Annotated in this window: 21 protein-coding genes and 1 riboswitch; of the genes, 8 read left to right on the top strand and 13 right to left on the bottom strand. The window is 54.6% G+C overall.

The window, feature by feature from the left end:
• Positions 1–440: 440 nt before the first annotated feature.
• From QM579_RS02185 to QM579_RS02175, 3 genes are all read right to left on the bottom strand, one after another.
• Positions 441–1841: a TolC family outer membrane protein gene (locus tag QM579_RS02185; RefSeq protein WP_414997590.1), complete on the bottom strand. Its 1401-nt coding sequence runs from the start codon at positions 1839–1841 to the stop codon at positions 441–443.
• A gap of 1024 nt (positions 1842–2865) precedes the next feature.
• Entirely contained in the window at positions 2866–3441 is a 576-nt protein-coding gene (gene rbr / locus QM579_RS02180) for a rubrerythrin (RefSeq protein WP_414997589.1), read from the bottom strand.
• Positions 3442–3565: 124 nt separating this feature from the next.
• Positions 3566–4063 carry a FlxA-like family protein gene (locus QM579_RS02175; protein WP_414997588.1) on the bottom strand — a complete coding sequence of 166 codons (498 nt, stop codon included), beginning with the start codon at positions 4061–4063 and terminating at the stop codon, positions 3566–3568.
• A gap of 159 nt (positions 4064–4222) precedes the next feature.
• Here QM579_RS02175 and QM579_RS02170 point away from each other — a divergent pair, with 159 nt between their 5' ends.
• Positions 4223–5329, top strand: a complete 1107-nt coding sequence (locus QM579_RS02170) for a M48 family metallopeptidase (RefSeq protein WP_414997587.1) — start codon at positions 4223–4225, stop codon at positions 5327–5329.
• 138 nt (positions 5330–5467) lie between these two features.
• Here QM579_RS02170 and QM579_RS02165 read toward each other — a convergent pair whose 3' ends face one another.
• Both QM579_RS02165 and QM579_RS02160 read right to left on the bottom strand, forming a co-directional pair.
• Positions 5468–6127, bottom strand: coding sequence for a potassium channel family protein (locus QM579_RS02165; RefSeq protein ID WP_414997586.1), 660 nt, complete (start codon positions 6125–6127; stop codon positions 5468–5470).
• 240 nt (positions 6128–6367) lie between these two features.
• Positions 6368–7732, bottom strand: coding sequence for a TrkH family potassium uptake protein (locus tag QM579_RS02160; protein ID WP_414997585.1), 1365 nt, complete (start codon positions 7730–7732; stop codon positions 6368–6370).
• A gap of 478 nt (positions 7733–8210) precedes the next feature.
• Positions 8211–8349, top strand: a riboswitch (TPP riboswitch).
• Positions 8350–8402: 53 nt separating this feature from the next.
• Here QM579_RS02160 and thiC point away from each other — a divergent pair.
• From thiC to QM579_RS02140, 4 genes are all read left to right on the top strand, one after another.
• A complete protein-coding gene (thiC, locus tag QM579_RS02155; protein ID WP_414997584.1) occupies positions 8403–9683 on the top strand; it encodes a phosphomethylpyrimidine synthase ThiC in 1281 nt (426 codons plus the stop codon).
• A 324-nt stretch (positions 9684–10007) separates the two neighbouring features.
• The gene (locus QM579_RS02150; RefSeq protein WP_414997583.1) at positions 10008–10178 is read left to right on the top strand and encodes a hypothetical protein; all 171 of its coding nucleotides are present in this window, start codon (positions 10008–10010) and stop codon (positions 10176–10178) included.
• A gap of 33 nt (positions 10179–10211) precedes the next feature.
• Positions 10212–10649: a DMT family protein gene (locus QM579_RS02145; protein WP_414997582.1), complete on the top strand. Its 438-nt coding sequence runs from the start codon at positions 10212–10214 to the stop codon at positions 10647–10649.
• A gap of 2 nt (positions 10650–10651) precedes the next feature.
• Positions 10652–11437, top strand: a complete 786-nt coding sequence (locus tag QM579_RS02140) for a sulfite exporter TauE/SafE family protein (protein ID WP_414997581.1) — start codon at positions 10652–10654, stop codon at positions 11435–11437.
• 295 nt (positions 11438–11732) lie between these two features.
• On the opposite strand, the gene QM579_RS02135 is transcribed toward QM579_RS02140, so the two are convergent.
• Complete coding sequence (locus tag QM579_RS02135; RefSeq protein ID WP_414997580.1) at positions 11733–12092, bottom strand: DUF1090 domain-containing protein; 360 nt, start codon at positions 12090–12092, stop codon at positions 11733–11735.
• 187 nt (positions 12093–12279) lie between these two features.
• On the opposite strand from QM579_RS02135, the gene QM579_RS02130 reads away from it, so the two are divergent.
• Entirely contained in the window at positions 12280–12852 is a 573-nt protein-coding gene (locus QM579_RS02130; protein ID WP_414997579.1) for a GlcG/HbpS family heme-binding protein, read from the top strand.
• A 177-nt stretch (positions 12853–13029) separates the two neighbouring features.
• Here the strand turns inward: QM579_RS02130 and QM579_RS02125 are convergent, their stop codons facing one another.
• Positions 13030–13356 carry a hypothetical protein gene (locus QM579_RS02125; protein ID WP_414997578.1) on the bottom strand — a complete coding sequence of 109 codons (327 nt, stop codon included), beginning with the start codon at positions 13354–13356 and terminating at the stop codon, positions 13030–13032.
• 258 nt (positions 13357–13614) lie between these two features.
• Positions 13615–15000, bottom strand: coding sequence for a PFL family protein (locus QM579_RS02120; RefSeq protein ID WP_414997577.1), 1386 nt, complete (start codon positions 14998–15000; stop codon positions 13615–13617).
• A 169-nt stretch (positions 15001–15169) separates the two neighbouring features.
• On the opposite strand from QM579_RS02120, the gene QM579_RS02115 reads away from it, so the two are divergent.
• Positions 15170–15406, top strand: a complete 237-nt coding sequence (locus tag QM579_RS02115; RefSeq protein ID WP_414997576.1) for a hypothetical protein — start codon at positions 15170–15172, stop codon at positions 15404–15406.
• A gap of 51 nt (positions 15407–15457) precedes the next feature.
• Here QM579_RS02115 and QM579_RS02110 read toward each other — a convergent pair whose 3' ends face one another.
• On the bottom strand, positions 15458–16021 hold the full coding sequence (locus QM579_RS02110; RefSeq protein ID WP_414997575.1) for a glycine cleavage system protein R: 564 nt from the start codon (positions 16019–16021) through the stop codon (positions 15458–15460).
• Between the two features lie 287 nt (positions 16022–16308).
• Between QM579_RS02110 and lysS the strand changes: the two genes are divergently transcribed.
• A complete protein-coding gene (gene lysS, locus QM579_RS02105) occupies positions 16309–17814 on the top strand; it encodes a lysine--tRNA ligase (protein ID WP_414997591.1) in 1506 nt (501 codons plus the stop codon).
• 213 nt (positions 17815–18027) lie between these two features.
• On the opposite strand, the gene QM579_RS02100 is transcribed toward lysS, so the two are convergent.
• The 4 genes from QM579_RS02100 to QM579_RS02085 form a co-directional block, all read right to left on the bottom strand.
• Entirely contained in the window at positions 18028–18897 is an 870-nt protein-coding gene (locus QM579_RS02100) for a 4Fe-4S binding protein (RefSeq protein ID WP_414997574.1), read from the bottom strand.
• Positions 18894–19418 carry a 4Fe-4S dicluster domain-containing protein gene (locus QM579_RS02095; RefSeq protein ID WP_414997573.1) on the bottom strand — a complete coding sequence of 175 codons (525 nt, stop codon included), beginning with the start codon at positions 19416–19418 and terminating at the stop codon, positions 18894–18896. Before QM579_RS02095 ends, QM579_RS02100 begins: the two co-directional genes overlap by 4 nt.
• Positions 19415–19744: a chaperone NapD gene (locus QM579_RS02090; RefSeq protein ID WP_414997572.1), complete on the bottom strand. Its 330-nt coding sequence runs from the start codon at positions 19742–19744 to the stop codon at positions 19415–19417. Before QM579_RS02090 ends, QM579_RS02095 begins: the two co-directional genes overlap by 4 nt.
• Positions 19745–19752: 8 nt before the next feature.
• The coding region (locus QM579_RS02085; RefSeq protein WP_414997571.1) for a molybdopterin dinucleotide binding domain-containing protein at positions 19753–20031 on the bottom strand (279 nt) is incomplete at its 5' end.

Below are 20031 nucleotides of genomic sequence, written 5' to 3'. Positions count from 1 at the left end.
GTCCGCAGTATTGGCGCGGACGGAAGAGACGGGGTCTTGCCGTTGGTCAGAACCACCCTGCTGGTCTTTTAAAAGAGCGTTTTCAGGCGCCCCCACACCCCCTGCAGAAACGCCGCCACTGCTTGCAGCTTCGTCAGAGGTATTTTCTGTGAAATTGGTATTCTTGGGTTGTTCCATGATATTCCCGTTGCTATAGCGCCGGGGCAGAAACCCCTTGCAGATGGGCGGGAGTGTGGATCGGAAAACAGAATCGTTTACCGGGCATATAGCCGAATCACCTGAAAATAGGCGATCTTCCGCCATATGAAAAATACAATACTGCTGCCCGGTTGCCAAGCCTTTTGGCTATCCGAATCAGCGGAAGGAACAGAAGAAATTCTGTGCTGCAAGGCTAAATGCCATACCCCGGCGTGCAGACCACGCCGGGGTATAACAGCCTCTTAATCGAACCAGCCGGGAGCGAATTCTTCGCGGGGGTCTGCAGCGTCCTTGGGCGGATTCTGCGCAAGAGGTCCAGTATTGATGGACATCTGCGGCAGAAGGTTGCCGGAAAGAGCGCTCAAACGATATGCTCCTACCAGAATGTTGCCGCGAGCGGTTTCAGCCTGGGTAGAAGAGTTGAAAAGTTCACTTTCGGTATCCAGCACGTCCAGAATACTGCGCTTGCCGATCTGGAACTGCTCAATATAGGCCGAACGGGTATACTTGCTGTACTCTACTGCCTTGCTGTAAAGCGAAAACTGCTCCTGGGCGGCCTGATAGTTGGTCCAGGTCATTTCGATATCCAGCTTGAGTTCGTCAATGAAGTCGTACATCACCTGACGGCTCTGGCGAATGCGGGCAGAAGCCGCACGGCGTTCAGCCAGGTCGGCTCCGCTGTTGAAAATATTCCAGCGCACGACGCCAAGAACGTCAAAGCTGTATATCCAGCGGTCACTGGCACCGCCCCTGTCTGTATAGTTGGGGCCAGCCTCAAGGTTCAGGGTAGGATAAAAGGCCGAATCAGCCAGTTCGCGTTCGCCGCGTGCAGCGCGAATATCCTGCATGTACGCGGCAAGCTTGGGATTGCTCTGCTCTGCCTGCGTCAGCACGGCATCAGGACCCTGATACAATTCAGGGGGCATGGTCACAGGAGCCAGTTTGCCCGTAGCGGGCAGGCCTGTAAGGCGCGTATACCGGTCTTCAGCATCCAGCAGGGCAGCCTTGGCTTCAGAAAGGCTCGCCAGCGCGCGCTGCAGGCGCGAACGGGCCTGGGTAACGTCTGCCGCAGTGTCTGCACCAAGGTTGGCCCTTTCCTGCGCCTGATTCACCAGCGCCTTGTGCTGCGTAACGTTCATTTCAGCTAAAGAAAGGATTTTTCTGCGGCGCAATACGTCGATGTGCGAGATAATACCGTCAAGCGACATAGAAGTGGCGGTATCAAAAACGCGGAACTTCACAGACTCAAGAGTTGATTTCGCAGTACGAACACGCGATCTGGTGGCAAAGCCGTCCCAAATGGGCTGCACAAGTTGGGCGCTTACGCCGGCGAGACCCCACATCTGTGTGTCCAGATTTCTGCCACGGGTGCTTGAGTCGCTCAGCACACTGCCGCCGGCCCGGCCGGTAACGTCAACACGCGGGCCAAAACCAGCCTTGGCGCGATCAACTTCATGCTCAAGCACGTTACGGTTTTCCTGCATACCGCGCAAAGCCCTGTTTGTGCGCAGCACTCCGTAAACGGAATCTTCCACAGTAATGGCCTGCCCTGCCGGGGGAAGCGGATATGTCTGTTCCGCTGCGGTCGCAGCAGCAGGCACCAGCAGGACCAAAGTCAGAAGGTATGATAAATAGTGTTTCACGGTTCACTCCCTAAACTGGAAATCCACACCGTCAAGTAGATCTCCGCTCTGTCAGCATACCGGCCAGAATGGCCCACATTATGAACTCTATCGCCCTGAAGCTCATTTTCATAACGGCACGCCTTAAGACGATCAGTCAGATACCCGGATTAAGGGTATCCTGCAAGCTCTTTGGCATTACGTTATTCGAGCTATCTCTTTTTTGCACATTTTACTGCAATGTCACAGCGGACGGTTACGTCTGTTTTGAAAATATTCAAACATAATACTTGAAGCATAAGGACTGTAAACAGTTAGCAATAGCTGGAACATAAAAGCAAGAGGCTTCAACCCCTTAACAGCAAAAGACATATCCTAACCAGCTAAAAATATTAACAATATAATTTAATAATTTTTTTATATGAATACATATATTACATAAAAAAAACGTTCTCTTAGAGCAATTTTACGCTGAAACCGCTCGTCAACTGCTCGAGCAGACGCCCCTGTGGAACAGTAAACCCAACTTCAGCTGTTGCCCGCAGGCTTTGCCTGAACCGTTTTATGGGGGGGCGGACAACATCTTACAGAAGATTCAAGCGTTGTGACACGGTAAACTACGCTCGAAGACAGCGCGCGCACCAACTCCGCATGTTCCATGCAATCGCTGTCGCCATCGGTGCGCCCTTCAGGCAACGGCTGCTGCAAGATCAGCACGGCTCTTTACTAGCCCAGCCAAACGCCGCAACGGCATGCCATAAAGCAGATTAACATTGAAACGCAGCACATTTCAAAATTGTCGTTCTGTCAAAAGACACGTACCACTCAGTAGCCTTGCAATTCTCTTGCCAGAACAATAAATAAAAAAGTATATAATTACAGCGCCCTGCGCTAGTTTATTAACGCAGGGCGCTGTAATTTTTCTGACAAAGGACCATTTGCCAGTGCCAAAGCTCTAACGTAATGCCAAAGTTACGCTCCAGATGCTGCGAGCTGTTCCGCAAAAGCAGTCTGGAGCAGACAGACTTTGAAAAGGTTTAATGCTCTAGAAGCTGTAGTTCAGCTCTTCAAAGAAAGCCTTGGGGTGCGCACATGCGGGGCACATATCGGGAGCATGATCGCCGTCTACAAGACAGCCGCAGTTGAGGCAACGCCACACCGTGGGCTTAGAACGCATGAACATGCGGCCTTCCTTGATGTCGCTGGCAAGCTTCAAAAAGCGCTTTTCATGATAGGCTTCGGCTACGGCGATATGGCGCATAACAAAGGCCACTTCCGAAAAACCTTCTTTTTCGGCGGTAGCGGCCATAGAAGGATACATTTCCGTATGTTCGTAGTTTTCGCCCTGGGCTGAAGCCAGCAGGTTGGCTTCGCTGCCAGCAAGCACGCCAGCGGGATACGCGGCCTGAATTTCTACCTCGCCACCTTCAAGAAACTTGAACAGGCGCTTGGCGTGTTCTTTTTCCTGAGCGGCAGTTTCAATAAAGATTTCCTGCACCAGCACGAAACCGTCTTTTTTGGCAATGGCGGAGAAAAAGTCATAACGGTTGCGGGCCTGAGATTCACCGGCAAAAGCTGTAAGAATATTTTTTTCGGTCTGGCTACCCTTCAGCGTTTTCATCACGTTCTCTCCTTAAACATGCGGGCATGTTTTTCAAGTTTGTAAATCGACGAGAAATAAAAGAGGACAGCCATTGCCATCCCCTTTTTAAAGCATATAAATGATATCGGTTACTGTCAAGAAATTAGGCTGACTGCTCCGCTGCGGCGAGTTGCGCTTCCAGAGCCGCTATCTGGGCTTGGAGGGCATTCATTTTGCTGTTAACCCCAGCATCCGTCACGCCGCCGCTCACCTGGCTGGCAAGGCTGGTCAGCTGGCTTTTGAGAGATTCGATCTGCTTTTTGATACTCTCAATCGTATTGGATCCGCCAGACCCGCCACCGGCTTCGGATACGCCTCCAGCGGCACTTGTCTTGTCAGAAGATTCCCCTGACTCTCCGCCGGAAAGCCCTTCGACAGAAGCCTGAGAAGAGGTATTGTTTTCAGATTCGTCAGAAGTTGAAGTGGTGTATCTGCCCAGCTTTTCCGCAAAAAGCGCCTTGGCTTTTTCGGAAATACTTACAGTATCGCCGGAATCTCCCTTGGAAGAGGAGCCGCCAGCTTTGGTGCTGCCGCTATTGATGCTCCAAATTTCATCAATGCTTGAAAGGCCGCTGACGCCGTTTGTGCTGGACACGCTCATAATTACTCCTTCAGTGCCGGACACCGGGAAATTATTGCTCCCTACTCCGTTCAGAAAAAGCAGCAAAAATTATGCCAGCAAAAGGCGGGAAAAACTTGCCTGCCACGGTCATTCTCTGACCATCTTTACAGGCGTGATCACCTGTGGCAGCCTTGATGCATGTCTGAAAAAAAAGCGGTTTCACTACGCTCTCGCCTCAACGCACAAACCCTTCCAGCCAGGGTTTTCATGCAACTGTCTGACGGCACAAAGCTTACGGCTACGGTTCGGTTTTCTTCACGTGCCAAGCACACACGCATATCTCTTGACGCCCACGGGCGTCTGACCCTCACCGCACCAGAAGGCATGCCCTCTGCCTTGCTGGAGCAAAGCCTGCCCCAGTTTCTGCCCTGGCTCGAAAGAGCATGGAAAAAATACAAGGCCTTGGCCCCAAGCGAGCAGCTGCCCCGCTCCATTGAACTGCCCCTGGCCGGATTGACGTTCGCGGTACAAACCGGAGGAGACCTCGCTGCTGGCAAACTGGCTGCGGCTCGCCACCACGAAAACAGCTTTTCCCTGCTCATGCGGCAGGCCACACAACGTCTGCTGCTGGTACAAGGTTCTGGCAGCCTGCGCCTGTTCGGCCCGGTGGCCAACACAAGTCTGTGCGCCCAGGCCTTACGGCAATGGTGCCGCCACATGGCAGAAGCCATGCTGCCAGCCTATCTGGAGAATCTGGCGCGGCAAGGGGGTTTTGGGCTTGAAAAAGTCAGCGTGCGAGATCAGCGTTCACGATGGGGCAGTTGTGCCCGTTCGCGGCGAACCGACAGCAACAAAGGAAGGAGAAAAAGCAGAACCTCGGCAGAGAGCAGTATAGTACACCGCGCCTCCTCCCAGACAGGGGGCAGAGCCGGACGATGGGCAGGAAATATTTGGCGTCTGTTCTCCGGCAAGGACGAAGTTCGCGCTGGCGAACACAATTCTCATGAGGCGATGCAACAGAGCAGCACTCTTGTTGGGCAAATGCCGGATCAGCCTGTTGGGCGTATCAGCCTCAACTGGCGGGCGATACTGCTTCCCCTGCCGCTTCTGGAACACTTGTGCTGGCACGAGCTGTGCCACCTGCGCCACATGGACCACTCTGCAGCGTACAGGGCAGAACTTGCCCGCTATTCGCCACAGTGGCCGGAGCAGGAGAAAGCCCTCAACAACGCATGGCGCACCTTGCCCTGGTGGGCATTGCCCGGACAGGACGCACCAGCCGATGACGAGCAGGAAAACAGCTGATTCTCCCGCATGAAAATCCAGGGGTATCGCGCGTTATATGATTGTTCTACGGCGCGTGCGCCTGCCGCCCGTCTTCACCGTACGGATATTGCGCGGCCTCATGACGGCATTGCCTAAAAGAACTATTTAGAACAGCCCCTAGGGCTTGAGGTCGCCCATAGAGTTGGCCCGCCCTGCCAGCACAATGGTATCGCCTTTTTGCAGTACCGTCATGGCGGGGGGCACGAAGTTGAAGGAATGTTCTCCCGCGGGGCGTATGCCAAGCACCATAACATTAAAACGCTGCATCAGATTAAGATCAATAAGAGTTCGTCCGTGCCACTCGTCCACCTTCAGTTCCTGAATGGCTATACCGCCATACTTGGGAATAAGGTCCAGCATACCAGGGTAGGTAAGCTGGTGAGCGGCCATAACAGCGGCCTCCATTTCTGGCACAAGAGCACGGTTTACGCGCAGGCGTTGCAATATCTTGCGGTGCTCTTCGTTGGAAGCCTTGACCCATATCTTGGGGCCGCCCAATTCCTGCACATTCAGGGTAATGCTGAGGGACTGCTCAACGCTCTGCCCCACACTGATGACCACCCAGTCCAGATCCTGCACATGCAGTGAGCGCAACACAGCAATATTGGTGGCATCGGCCTTGTATACGGAGTTCAACGCCTCTTCGGCCCGCTGAACCCGCGCGTCGGACATATCTATGCCTACCACCGTATGCCCCAGAGAAACCAGAGTGGTGGCCATGCGCAGCCCGAACTTGCCCAGACCGATAACGCCGATTTCTTGCTTTTTCTCCGCCATATATTTCTCACTATGACGCATCCGCCACTGTCGGAAACGCCTTTATGCCGGACAAGACCTTAAAAGCCGTATCCAGCCGTCTTTTGTACAAAATCCGCCGTAGACCGGCAGTAAAATCATGTCTTCAATCAATGATAAAAACAAAAAGAAGCGCCAGACGGCCCGCTACGGCAAAATATAGGCTTTTCCCAACGCAGATCAGGAGCTCGCGCACCCAAAGCAGCCAGGGGCACGCCGGGGCTACCCGATGGGAAGCTGGGCTTCCGCCACTGTATATGCCTTGCGCGGCTGAAGGCTCTGTACAGCCATAAGCAAACTTAACAAGCCTACACGCCCAGCAAACATGTTAATAATGATAATCCCCTTGCCTTCAGAGCTGAGTTCTGGAGTAAGGTTCAGCGAAAGGCCAACAGTGCCAAGGGCAGATACTTCTTCAAACAAAATACGCAAAAACGAAGGGTCGCCGGAAATTGTTCCGTGCAGTATGCCATATTCCGTAATACTGAGCAAAAATGTAGAGAAGCCTACCAGCATAGAGTAAAGAAAGAACAGGGTCAGCGCGCGCGTGACATTCTCTCTTGGCACACCCCGGCCTTCCAGAACAATCTGCCTATCGCCTCTGAACTGTGCCGCAATATAGCCAACCAGCACCCGGAACGTCACCACCTTGATACCGCCAGCACAAGAGCCGGGGCTGCCCCCCACAAACATGAGCGCCATAAGTATCAGCAGGGTGGCTTCACTGAGGCTGTTCATATTTACAGTATTGAAGCCTGCCGTGCGCGCCACCGCTGCCTGAAAGAACGCGGTCAGGGCCAGATCAAATCCTTCGCCAAGGGCATGTTCATTGCCAATGCGCCAGAACTCGATGGCAAAACCTGTAGCTGCGCCCACAATTATCAGAAAGGCGCTGGTCTTCAATACCAGACGGCTGAAACGGCTGAATTTGCGCACCGGCACCCCCATGCGGCCTCCGGTGGCGATGCCCAGCGCTTCGCGCAGCACACCAAAACCGATGCTGCCCAGAAAAACACTGACCGTGATAATGCAGTTCAGCACCACATCATCCCGAAAATTCATGAGGCTGTTGGGGCTGAGTGAAAATCCCGCGTTGCAGAAGGCAGAGACCGCATGAAAAACTGCGCTGAACGGATAAAAAAATACAGGATCGTGCCAGTAGAGCAGAACTGCGGTAACGGCCTCAATACTGAACACAAGGGCCAGTACCTGTAAAAGAAAGGATTTGAGGTTGAAATTGTCGCCAAGCAGTTCCTGGCTTACGGCCTCACGGCTGGTAAAGGGCACATGATTACGCCAGAGCAGAAAGATTATGCTCGTATAGGTCATGATCCCAAGGCCGCCCAACTGCACAAGCAGAAGCACTACAGTTGTGCCAAAAGGACTGAGCACAACGCTTATATCAACAGGAGTAAGCCCCGTAACACATACGGCAGACGTAGAAAGAAAGGCCGCGTCAATCATACTGAGGCTCTGCCCTTCCTGCCAGCTTGCGGGGGCATACAGCAAGGCTGCGCCAACGACAATAACCGCCAGGAATGACAATACGGGCCAGGTGAGGGGACTGAAGAAACGGTTCCTCTGCATTCCACCCATGTAAGCCAGGAGTGGCGGGATTGCAAGACTGGTAACGCCCGGAAGGCACTGGCTGACTGGCGATATTCACGGCCAACGCCCGACAGATCGCGTAAACGGACAACTTCAGGCGGATACTACCAAACGCTAATGCCAGACAAATATCGCGGGCGGATAAGGAAGCACTGATTAACGAGCCTCCTGAAAATGCGCAGTTATTTCGCTTGGCAAGGCGCAATCTTTTTTTGAAGCAGGAGTGGACTCTTCCGTCCCCGACTGTTGCAAAAAAGTGATGCAACGCAGCCAAACGAAATAAATCAGCGTTTCCATAAATATATGACAGGCAACATTTGACGGACAGCGTGCGCGGCGAAAATACCTCGCCATACCACGGTCAGCCCCAAATCATGAGCAACAGTGCCTTCCATGCTTCAATGGCAACAGCGTTTTGACTGCTATATATCATGCGTGGCAAGCCACTATTTACAGACGCATGCGGCAGGGGTATAGTCATTGCCGAGCTAGGGGATCCGTGCGGACAACCGCTGCACGGCTGAGAGTGGGAAAACCCAGACCCTATGAACCTGACGCAGTTCGCACTGCCGGAGGGAAGCCGCAGCCACAAGCTCTTCTGCCGCTTGTGGTTTTTTTTGCGCCCTGCGTCGCAACCCGCGAGGCACACATGTCTACCACGCTTTGTTCGCAAAACGCCGCTCTGCGCGGCCTGCTGGACACGCATCTTGCCGCTTTGGCTGCCGAGGAAGGTCTCACGCCCGAGACCATCATCGCTGGCCTTGAAGCAGGCACAATGGTGCTGCTTGGCAATCCGGCGCATGCCGGTCTTAAACCCATTCTTGTGGGGCAGCCAGCCAAGGTCAAGGTCAACGCCAACATTGGCACGTCTCCCTTGAACAACTGCCCCAACACAGAAGAACGTAAAATCCACGCCGCTCTGGATGCCGGGGCAGACACGGTGATGGACCTTTCCATCGCCGGAGATCTCGACGCCCTGCGTCTGGGCATGCTGGCAGCCTGCCCCCGCCCTCTGGGCACGGTACCACTCTATGCCGTAGGCCAGCAAATACTTGATGCAGACCGCGAAATCGCCAGCATGAACCCCGATGACCTTTTTGACGAAATCGCCAAACAGGCCGCACAGGGCGTGGACTTTGTCACCGTGCATTGTGGTCTTTCGCGGCGTGGGGCTGAAATGGCCGTCAAGAACAACCGCGTTCTTGGCATCGTTTCACGCGGGGGCTCCATGCTGGCCCGCTGGATGCTGGAAAACAACCGTGAAAATCCCCTGCTGGAATATTTTGACCGCCTGCTGGACATCTGCCGCCCCTACAACGTCACGCTGTCTCTTGGCGACGGTCTGCGCCCCGGCGCGGGTGTTGACGCGGGCGACGCCGCCCAATGGGAAGAAGTCATCAACCTGGGGCGTCTGGCCAAATACGCCCTTGAGCGCGGCGTGCAGTGCATGATTGAAGGGCCGGGGCATGTGCCGCTCAATCAGGTGCGCACCCAGATTCAGGGCATCAAGCGCCTGACAAACAACGCTCCGCTGTACGTGCTTGGCCCCCTGTGCTGCGACAGCGCGCCTGGCTATGATCACATTGCAGGCGCCATTGGCGGTGCTTTGGGCGTTGAGGCTGGCGTGGATTTTCTCTGCTACCTCACCCCTGCAGAACATCTTACGCTGCCTGACGAAGCCGACGTGCGGGCGGGCGTTATGGCCTCACGCGTGGCGGCCCAGGTGGGCGAAACAGCCTTGGGACGCCCCCACGCCGTTGCCCGTGAAGCAGCTATGAACGCTGCCCGCAAGGCGCTGGACTGGGAGGGCATGTCAAAGGCTGCCCTTGATCCTCAAATGCTTGAAAAACGCCGCGAAGACCACAAGACTGAAGAAGTATGCGCCATGTGCGGCAAGTTCTGCTCGGTCAAGATGCTTCGGGATCATTAAGCCGATTTCATTTTGAAATCCTTTGTGGGGAAGAGCCTTTTCAAAAGGGTTCTTCCCCACATCCGATTTTTATCGTTGCCTCAATCTGTTGACGTAGCCTCCTGATCTGAAACAGAGTTCCAGGCAGCGCCCTCAGGGTCATACCCGGCCAGCATAACACTGCTCTGTGGGCATATGGTTTTCCAGGCAGACACTTCCGGTTATCCCCAGTTGGGCCACGGCTGAGCCAAACCTGGCCAAGATTAGAGGCTGTTTCAAATAAATGATTTTGCGCCAAGGGTAAGGGAAAGGCTTTTTTACGAAGGGCGTGTACTTTTGCGGTACATGCCGGAAGTAAAAAAGTGGCCTTCTGACGCAACCGGTTGGACAAAAGGATTATTTAGCAACAGTCCCCTAGGCCAGCACCAAGCAACACAGAACCGGGCCGGCCAGATGTTGAAAAAATACCGCAACATTGGGCAGATCTCTGCTTTCACTTTTTCCGCAGCCCTGTAGCGCAGTCTTGCCCCCAGTATTTCTTGACTCCGTATGTTCCTGCATATATGCCTCAGCCTTGCCTGCATCCGTGGCAGGCGTGCCATTCCTTTTGCCCGGCGCAACCCGGCATGCGGACGCAATATGAACGTACCCGTTCCCGTGGCCACCGTGGGCCTTTTGTTCTTCTCCAATGTTTTCATGACTTTTGCGTGGTACGGCCACCTGCGCTACAAAGGTGCGGCCCTGCCCATAGTCATTCTGGTCAGCTGGGGACTGGCTTTTTTTGAATACGTACTGCAAGTGCCTGCCAACCGCATTGGTTACGGGCATTTTTCAGCAGCGGAATTGAAAACCATTCAAGAGGTCATTTCCCTGACCGTTTTCATGTTTTTCTCTGCTTTTTGGCTGCACGAACCCTTGCGCTGGAATCATGTTGTGGGCTTTGCCCTTATAGTGCTGGCAGCGTGGATCATCTTTAAGGAGTGGTAGATATGGAATTCGGCCTCATCGCCCTGCTGGCAGGCATTGCTGCCGCGTTTGCCGGGGGCTTTATCGATGCCATCGCTGGTGGGGGCGGCCTTGTAACCATGCCCGCCCTGCTGCTCACGGGCGTGCCGCCGCATATGGCTCTGGGGGCCAACAAATTCAGCGCCTGTCTGGGCACTTGCGTAGCCCTGGGCAACTTCGCTCGCAGCCGCCTTGTGCTCTGGCGTGTGGCTATGACCGGGTTGGCGTTTTCTCTTTTGGGCTCATGGGCCGGAGCCCGTCTGGCGCTGCATATGGAGCCAGCCCTGCTGGGCAAAATTCTTGTTGGCCTTCTGCCCGTAGGTATGTGCGCAACGCTCATGCCCCGCAAGGAAAGAGCTGGCACAGCTGAAGATATGACCCTGTATGGCCCGCGCCTCTGGCTGCTGACGCCAATGGTCTGCCTTCTTATCGGCGCGTATGATGGCTTTTTCGGCCCTGGCACTGGCAGTTTTCTGATTCTCGCTTTCCACTGGATTTTGCGCATGGGCCTGATGGAGGCATCGGCAACGTCCAAGGTGCTTAATCTGGCGTCCAATTTTGCGGGGCTGATGGTCTTTATGATAAATGGCGTGGTTGTCTGGAGTCTGGCGCTGCCTATGGCAGTAGCCTGCTGCCTGGGCAACTGGCTTGGCAGCCGTCTGGCCATTCGTGTCGGCCCTGCCGCAGTACGCCGCTTTCTGATGGTTTCGCTCAGCCTGCTGCTGCTCACTCTTGTGTGGCAATATTTTCTGATGCCTCTCATACGATAGCAGGCCATCCCTAATGCTGCATATGAGTGCCTCGCGCCGCAAAGCGGCGAGATCACAGCCGGAATTATATTTTTTGACAGAGTGACAGTTTTGAAATGTGAAGTATTTCCGGCTAGTCTGCGCTAAGAGACTGCCAAAAAATTCGGGAGGGCGGCACACGCCAGACAGGCTGCCACAAAACCGGATTCCACATCTGGCCACTGCAAAAACTTTTCCTGCCTGTAACAGCAGACAGCCAAAAATGACAAAGCCCACGCTATACACGTGGGCTTTGTCATTCAGTCAGGCTGCGGCACTAGGGAGTTTGCTTCAGCGCGTCGCGGACCTTTTCCGCTTCACGCAGTTCGCCCTGCGCTTCTGCCAGCTTCTGCTTGCGCTTCTCAATCTTTTTCTGCGCGTCACCCTTGGCAACGGCCTTGTCCAACTCATCCTGCCGCTCCACAACCTTTTCCTGCTTTTCAAATACCTTCACTTCAGCTTCGGCCAGTTCGTTTTCATCCGTGCACCACGTACGCACGTTTTCCAAAGCGCGTTCAAGGCCAGCCACCTTGCCTGTATTGTTGTGCTGTTTGGCAATGGCCAGCTGTTTTTCCAGCTGAGCGATTTTATTGCCACAAATACTCTCTGCCCGTGCTGCCTGCGCAAATGTTGCCACTATTATTGTGCAAACAAACATGCATGTAATTTTTATCATATTTCTGACCATGTAACACCTCTTTTATTGTAAAAACATCTCGTGAATATATGCTTTCTGAAGATCTGCTTCGCATTTCGTATTAGCGGCACTCCAGCATTGCAGGACAAAAACACTTTATCCCTTGCCCGCTTATTAGCACCACTGTATGTTTGTTGTAAATTGGCCGCTGAGCGGCCACAACCTTGCAGCTCTGGAGCCCTTTATGCGCGCGCTTATTCTCTCACTCACGCTGGTTCTGATTCTGGGCCTGGGCACGGCCCATTCCGCGCCCGTCAAAACCCATCTTCCCGGCGACCTGACGCTGGAAGAAGCTCAAACCATTCTCACCGCAGCGCTGCACAAAGCAAAAAGCATTGGAATTCCAATGAACATTGCCCTTGTGGACGCAGGGGGAAATCTCAAGATCTTTGCACGCGAGGACGGGGCCTTCCTTGGCAGCATAGACATTGCGAAAAAGAAGGCCATAACTGCCCGCTTTTTCAACATGCCCACGTCTGAACTGGGGACATCCGCTCAACCTGGCAAAGAACTTTTCGGCATTGAGGCGACCAATGACGGACTCGTGATTTTCGGCGGCGGCGAATTGCTGGAGCGCGATGGCGTCATAGTCGGGGCCATTGGCGTGAGCGGTGGAAGCGTTATGGATGATACTGCGGTGGCCAAGGCAGGAGCAGCGGCATTGCAAGCATCATCAACATCATTCAAAAAATCTTTTTAAAAGCCTGATGTTAACACGGCTGTGAACGCAAGCGGCGAACTTGCACATAGACTTACGGCAGTTGAGAATGGCCTGCGGCCAACAGCTCGGATGCTAAAAAACCAGGCAACACAGCCAGCCAATACCAACCCGCGCTTTCCGTACAGGCAAACGGAAAGCGCGGGTTGACAGACACGGCTAGTTTATGAGCTCAATATAGTAACTCTGGTTAGCCTTGACCGGCATCTCAAATTCAACAGCATATTTCACCTGAGGTTCACCGTCTGTACGCGCTTTTCCCATAACAACGGTCGCCACACATTTGCAGGAATCCTTATTGGCGCTGATGGTTTTAAATCCTTCAATGTCAATGCCCATATCCTTTATGCCAATTTCTTGAGAATAGGCCTGCATGACCTTTTTGACGTAATCCTTACCTTCTCTGGAATCGCACTCAGGACCAGAATTGCACGCCGATACGAACAAGGCCAGAATGACCGCCGTCAGGATTTTCACTTTGCGCATAGGAAGCTCCTTTATTACTGCATTGCATGGCGCGGAACCTTATTTTCGCTAACGGTTACTGGTTCCGAACTATAAATCTATGACAAATATCTTGTAGCAGGTCAAACCCATCGCCCCCCGCGGCTATTCACGCCACGGTATAGCTTTACAATGGCGATCAGATCTACGGACTGGGCCAATTTGCTACTATAATGAAAAAGTCCCGCTTTCGCGGGACTTTTTCATTCATCGTGCTGCCGTGAAACCACGGTTGGCAAACTAGTTTTTCAGGCTGTGGATCGGCGCAGGGATGCGGCCACCCAAGGAAATAAAGTCTTCGGCGTTGCCTCCGGGCACGGGCATTATGGCAGCCTTGCCAAGCAGCCCGCCAAAAGACACCTCATCGCCAACGCCCTTGCCGGGCACGGGAATCAGCCGCACGGCCGTGGTTTTGTGATTGATCATGCCAATGGCCATTTCGTCAGCAATGATGCCGGAGATGGTGGCCGCCGGGGTATCGCCGGGAATGGCGATCATGTCCAATCCCACGGAGCAGACGCTGGTCATAGCCTCAAGTTTTTCAAGGCTGAGTATGCCAGCTGTGGCCGCCGCTTCAATACTGGAATCTTCAGACACAGGAATGAACGCGCCGGAAAGCCCGCCCACAGAGGATGAAGCAAAAGCCCCACCCTTTTTCACCGCATCATTAAGCATGGCAAGCACCGCAGTGGTACCGGGAGCGCCAATGCTTGAAAGCCCCAGGCTCTGAAAAATTTCGCCCACAGAGTCTCCCACAGCCGGGGTGGGAGCGAGGGAAAGGTCAGCCACACCAAAGGGGATACCCAGACGGGTTGCCACTTCGGTTCCGATCATTTCGCCCACGCGCGTCACTTTGTACGCTGTGCGCTTGATGACTTCGGCCATGTCCAGCAGCGTGAGGGCACCGCCCTTTTCGTTGCGTCCGGCCTCGCGGGCGCGGTCCAGAGCCTTCTTCACGACGCCGGGCCCGGAAACGCCCACATTGATGACCACATCAGGCTCGCCCACGCCAAGGTAAGCGCCAGCCATAAAGGGCACATCCTGCGGAATATTGGCAAATACCACCAATTTGGCGCAACCAATGCCGCCACGGTCAGCCGTGGCTTCGGCAACCTTGAGAATCTGCTTACCCATAAGGGCCACAGCGTCCATATTGATGCCGCTGCGCGATGAAGCCACGTTGATGGACGAGCAGATGCGATCCGTTTGCGAAAGGGCTTCAGGCAGGGCTTCAATCAGTGCGCGGTCGCCTTTGGCAAAGCCTTTTTCCACCAGAGCGGTAAACCCGCCCAGAAAGTCAACGCCCGCTTCCTTGGCCGCCTCATCAAGCGCCTTGCACACGCGCACCATGCCGTCCGGGCCAAAGGGCGCGGCCACTACGGCGATGGGGCTGACGCTGATGCGCTTGTTCACCACGGGTATACCGTACTTGTCGCCCACTTCGTCGCAAACAGCTACAAGCTGGGCAGCGTAACGGCGCAACTTTGCACGCACATTGGCAGTAAAAAGATCCAGATCGTGGCTTACGCAATCAAACAGGCTCACGCCCAGAGTAACCGTGCGCACGTCAAGGTGCTCGTTGCGGAGCATGTTCAGAGTGCTTGTAACTTCGCGTTCGGAAAGCATGATAAAATCCTGTATGGTTGCAGTCGCTGTCTGGCAATGGTTCTGAAACAGCGGCCCTGCGCGAGCAGGTTCCCCGGATGCCGCGGGCAAGGGCCTTGCCTGCGGCCAGCGGGAGATTCTTGCGCAGTTATCCTGTTTCTGCCCGGGCAGTCACTGTTAGAACAGCAACGTGCTCAACGGAGAGCACATCGGGCCGACCGCCGCATCGCGGCGCGCACTCTGCCAAAAACAGCTTTTCCGGCAGAATGCCAACTTTGGAATGCACGGCATTTCAAAGCTAATTTTGCTTAGCGTCGCGCCGGGCGACACCATGCGCAATTTAAAGCTGGGCTACCGCCTTGAGCGGCGTAAGCACGGCAAACATTGCGCCCTTCGCTATATGGTCTTCGTGCCAGTACGCCGGTAAAGGCGCGGCCTTCTGATCAGGACATTTTAACTTTAAAAAAGTTTCAATGTCCTAGAAGGAACTAACGCGATGAACAGCCTCAAAAATATCGCGGTGCTGCACGCTCACACGCAAATCGCGGCTCTGCCCTTCGCAGGAGAGTTCACGGCGCAGGCGGCCAAGATCCACGGAATCTGGAACCATTACTTCAAAAACAAAGAGCGCCTGATTGGTGCCGTCTTCGCCCAGTATGGCCTTGAGGTTTTCAATATTTACGTCATGCCGGGCGAACACGCGGCTCATGGCCGCGATAAGGCCGGGCTTGTCCGGGCCGTCGGCAGTGACCACAAAGGGTTCACAGTGCAGGCTTTGGCCCCACTGCCCCTTGATAGCCGGGCGTACCAGCACCGACAAATCCACCTTGGCTTCAGCAAGGCTGGCGCTCAGTCTTTGGCGCAGGCTTTCAGCATCCGCTCCGTCAGGGGCTGCCACCACAAAAATGGCGGCGAACTCACCAGAAAGTATGGTCTGAGTCACTTCTTCGATATTGCAGCCGTTTTCTTCAAGAATACGGCTGACGGCGGCCACCACACCTGGGCAGTCGCGCCCCAGAAAGGAGGCTGTGTACTTGTGCATGAGGTAATCCTTACGGAAATGCATCGTAGGCTGTGCCGACGGAATATTGTCACAGAAAGCACTGCTATATACGCAACCTCTGCGAACTTCAAGCGGGAACAGGCCCTGGAGGATGCTGAAAAGCTTTGCCACGCCGTCCTTGACGCCTTTGAACGAATGGCATACCCTTACAATCCTTTAAGACTAGGCATCTCAGGAGTTTTTCAGTGGAAAATCGGGAAAAGAAAAATAAAAAGCCTACCGTCAAGCTAGGCACCAAGTCGCAGCACGCGGGCTATTTCATGCCCATGTTGGAAAGCTTCGCCGCCCGTGAAGGGCTTAATGAAGTTGTGAAGAACCGTGTGGTCAAATCATGCGACCTGCTGGATGCGGGCGTGCCCCTCTTTCCCAATGATTTTCGAAAAGAGCACTCCATCTCCTGGGTACTGGACAAGTTCGGCGATCTGGAAGGCGAAGCCCTCGAAAACCAGGAAGATGTTGTCGCTCTTGCCGGGCGTATCGTTTCACTGCGCTCTTTCGGCAAGGTGGCCTTCTTTCATATTATGGACCAGACAGGCCGCGTTCAGTGCTACGCCACCCGCGAACACCTGGACGAAGCAACGCACAATCTGGTGAAAAAACTGGATATCGGCGATATCGTCGGCGTTTCCGGCCACTTGTTCCGCACCAAAACAGGCGAATTGACCATTGCCTGCCGTAAAATCAAGCTCATCACGCGTTCGCTGCGTCCTCTGCCCGAAAAATACCACGGGCTCAAGGATATGGAAACGCGCTACCGCCAGCGCTATGTTGACCTTATAGTCACGCCACGCGCCCGCGAAATATTTTTAAAGCGCAGCCTTATTGTGCGCGAATTCCGCCGCTTTATGGAAGACCGTGGCTTCATGGAAGTGGAAACACCCATGATGCAGCCCCTGGCTGGCGGCGCTACGGCCCGCCCGTTCAAGACGCACCACAACGCTCTGGATATCGGCCTCTTCATGCGCATCGCGCCGGAGCTGTATCTCAAGCGTTTGCTGGTGGGCGGCTTTGAAAAAGTTTTCGAACTTAACCGCAACTTCCGCAACGAGGGCATCGACACGAGGCACAACCCCGAATTCACCATGTGTGAATTTTACTGGGCCTATGCCACGTTTGAAAACCTCATGGACCTTACTGAAGAGCTCTTTGCCCACCTCGCTCAAAGCGCGTGCGGCACGACTGTGGTTCCCTATCAGGGCGAGATGATCGACCTCACGCCCGGCAAGTGGACGCGCATGAGCTTCTACGATTCCCTCACCATCATTGGCGGGCATCAGCCGGATTTCTATAGTGACTACAGCCGCGTACAGAACTACATCCGCCAACGCGGTGAAAAGGCCGCTGACAGCGAAAGCCTGCAAAAGCTGCACGCCAAGCTTTTTGACCTTGATGTTGAAGGCAAGCTGATTCAGCCGCACTTCATCTACCACTACCCCACGGAAATTTCGCCGCTGTCGCGCCGCAACGACCAGAATCCCGGCCTGACGGACCGCTTTGAACTTTTCATCACCGGACGCGAACTGTCCAACGCCTTTTCCGAACTCAACGATCCTGTTGACCAGCGCCTGCGCTTTGAGGATCAGGTTCGTGAAAAAGAAGCTGGTGATGATGAAGCTCACAGCATGGACGAAGATTACCTGCGCGCTCTTGAATACGGCATGCCCCCGGCTGCCGGACAGGGCGTGGGCATTGACCGTCTGGTCATGCTGCTGACGGACTGCGCCTCCATTCGCGAGGTCATTCTCTTCCCCCTGCTGCGTCCCGAAGTCTAATTGCAGACGCTGTGACAGCTGCTTTTGCCGTAACTATTCAAGAAGGCCGTTCCAACTGGAACGGCCTTCTTTTTTTGACTGATTGCCTGTAAGACGAATTCTAGTTCGTGAAATATTTAAACATGTGCATGCGAGAGCTGCCGTTCGGTACACCTGTTTTCAGCAATTTTTTAGTGCAGATACAACATCACAAAGATCGTCTGAAAACGGCGGTCATTCTTTTTTCTTTTCCGGTTGTTGTGGAAAAATATTCCACCGCAGCGCGCCTCCACGGCTTTCGCAAGCCCGAAGGCAATCGCCGCAAGCGGTGCAATCCCGCCTGCCTGGCCCGCCTGTTCGCCGGGGGGTGAGTTGCAGCGAACATGCGGCCCTGCAGGGGACCTCTCCCCGGCAATCGCATTGTGAACCTTTCCATACTATGCGCAGGCCCGGCGCTCTCGCAGGCAAACACCAGGCTGCTGCTCCAAGAAGCACAGATTGCGGGCAGACGTAGCGGCACCATAGCCGCCTGCCGCTTGCCATCTCAAGCACCAGCGCCACCACCGGCAGAACAAGGGCTGTCAGCAGCACCGACGCTCCCGCGCCCTGCCACGCCAGCACAGGAACAAGAGAAATTTCGCCGGGCATACCCAGCACATTAACAACCGGATATTCCAATGAAATAACCAATAATAAACCAGCCAGAAGCACAAATACCTTGGCAGCGAAGACCTTGCCCTGATGTTTGGAAATACTTTTATGCCTCGCCACGGCACTGCCCGTGGCTACGCGGACGGCCCATCTGTGAACCAGTTCGGACAAAAATCCGTAAGGGCACACCCAGGAACAAAATACCCGCCCCAAGACCAATGCCAGAATCAGGGAACAGGCCGCCCCCCACAGCAATGGCCCAGCGATCAGTTCTCCCCCTGCGGCCACCTGCAAAGCGGCCACGGGATCGGCAAATGAAACCCCAAAAAAATCCAGAGAAAAAAGACTGCCTCTGATTTGCCGCAGTCCTGCCTCATTGATCCAGGGCAGGGAACAGAACAATGCAAGCACAGCCAGTTGGACGCAACGGCGCGCCAAAGTGTAGAATTTCATATGCCGCTCCGGGGAGCGTCCAGCGTTGGCACCGCGGAAAGTGGCTTGCCATGTGAAGAAGAAGGCCATACCTCCACCGCCTGCACGGGACAAACATACTCACAGATGCCGCAGCCAACGCAGCTCTTTGTTATGGCTGGCGTCAGGCCGCCTGAAAGAACCACAGCAGAACCGCGCAAAGGGCACCTGTCATAACAGGTCATGCACATGACGCCATTTGTATAGTTATGGCAACGGTCTTTCAGTATATAAGCCCGCCCCATTCCGGCACGCGCCATATCAGTGGTGGCGGGGTTCAATGCGCCGGACGGGCAGACAGGCGGGCACTTCATACAGAGATAGCACGGCGTTTCACGTGGCAAAACACGCGGCGTTCGGCGTGAACGCCCAATGCCGCCCATAAGTTCCAGACTCTTGTGCGGGCAGGCTGTTACGCACTGCCCGCAGCGCACGCACAAGCGCAAAAATTCTCCTTCCGCCGCCGCTCCCGGCGGCCGCAGCGGCGGAAGAAATACGCTCATTGAAGCCCCTCCTCACCAATACCACTCATCATTGGTGACGTCCCATGCGCTCTGGGCCGATGTGGCGGGCAAGGTATGTGCCCCTGACTGTCCATATCATCTTCATAGTTGATGAAGGCCACATCCAGCGCCAGCACATGAGGAAGCCCGCTCACATATTCCAGATACCCCTGCAAGGTTCGGGAAGGGCTTTCCAACACAACGGCCAGCTTGTCCGTCCCCGGCACTTCCTGTACTTCCAGCACGCCTCGGGTCGCCCGCAGCTCGCTGCAAAGCGGCTTCAGGTGTTCACGCAAGGAGCTGACCACAATTCCGGCAATAGCCATATGCCCCCCTATACCTTACGGATGCGCGCAGCGCAGATTTTATACTCCGGCTCGCGTGACGCCGGGTCGGTAGCGTCCAGAAACAGCTTGTTCACCAGTTTTTTGGGGTCAAAAAATGGCACAGCAACAAGACCGGGGCGGCAAACATCGCTGACCCGTGCAGGCAGCTCCATCGCGTCGCGCCGCGTTTCGAGAATCACATTATCGCCATGCTTTATTCCCGACCTGGCCGCATCTTCTTCATTAATCTCCACAAAAGCAGCCGGATTGGCCTTTTGCAGTTCGGG

It is taken from the genome of Desulfovibrio sp., assembly GCF_047607245.1.
Lineage (GTDB): Bacteria > Desulfobacterota > Desulfovibrionia > Desulfovibrionales > Desulfovibrionaceae > Desulfovibrio.
The sequence above is the reverse complement of the archived record's forward strand: the minus strand, read 5'-3'. Positions and strand labels throughout refer to the sequence as shown.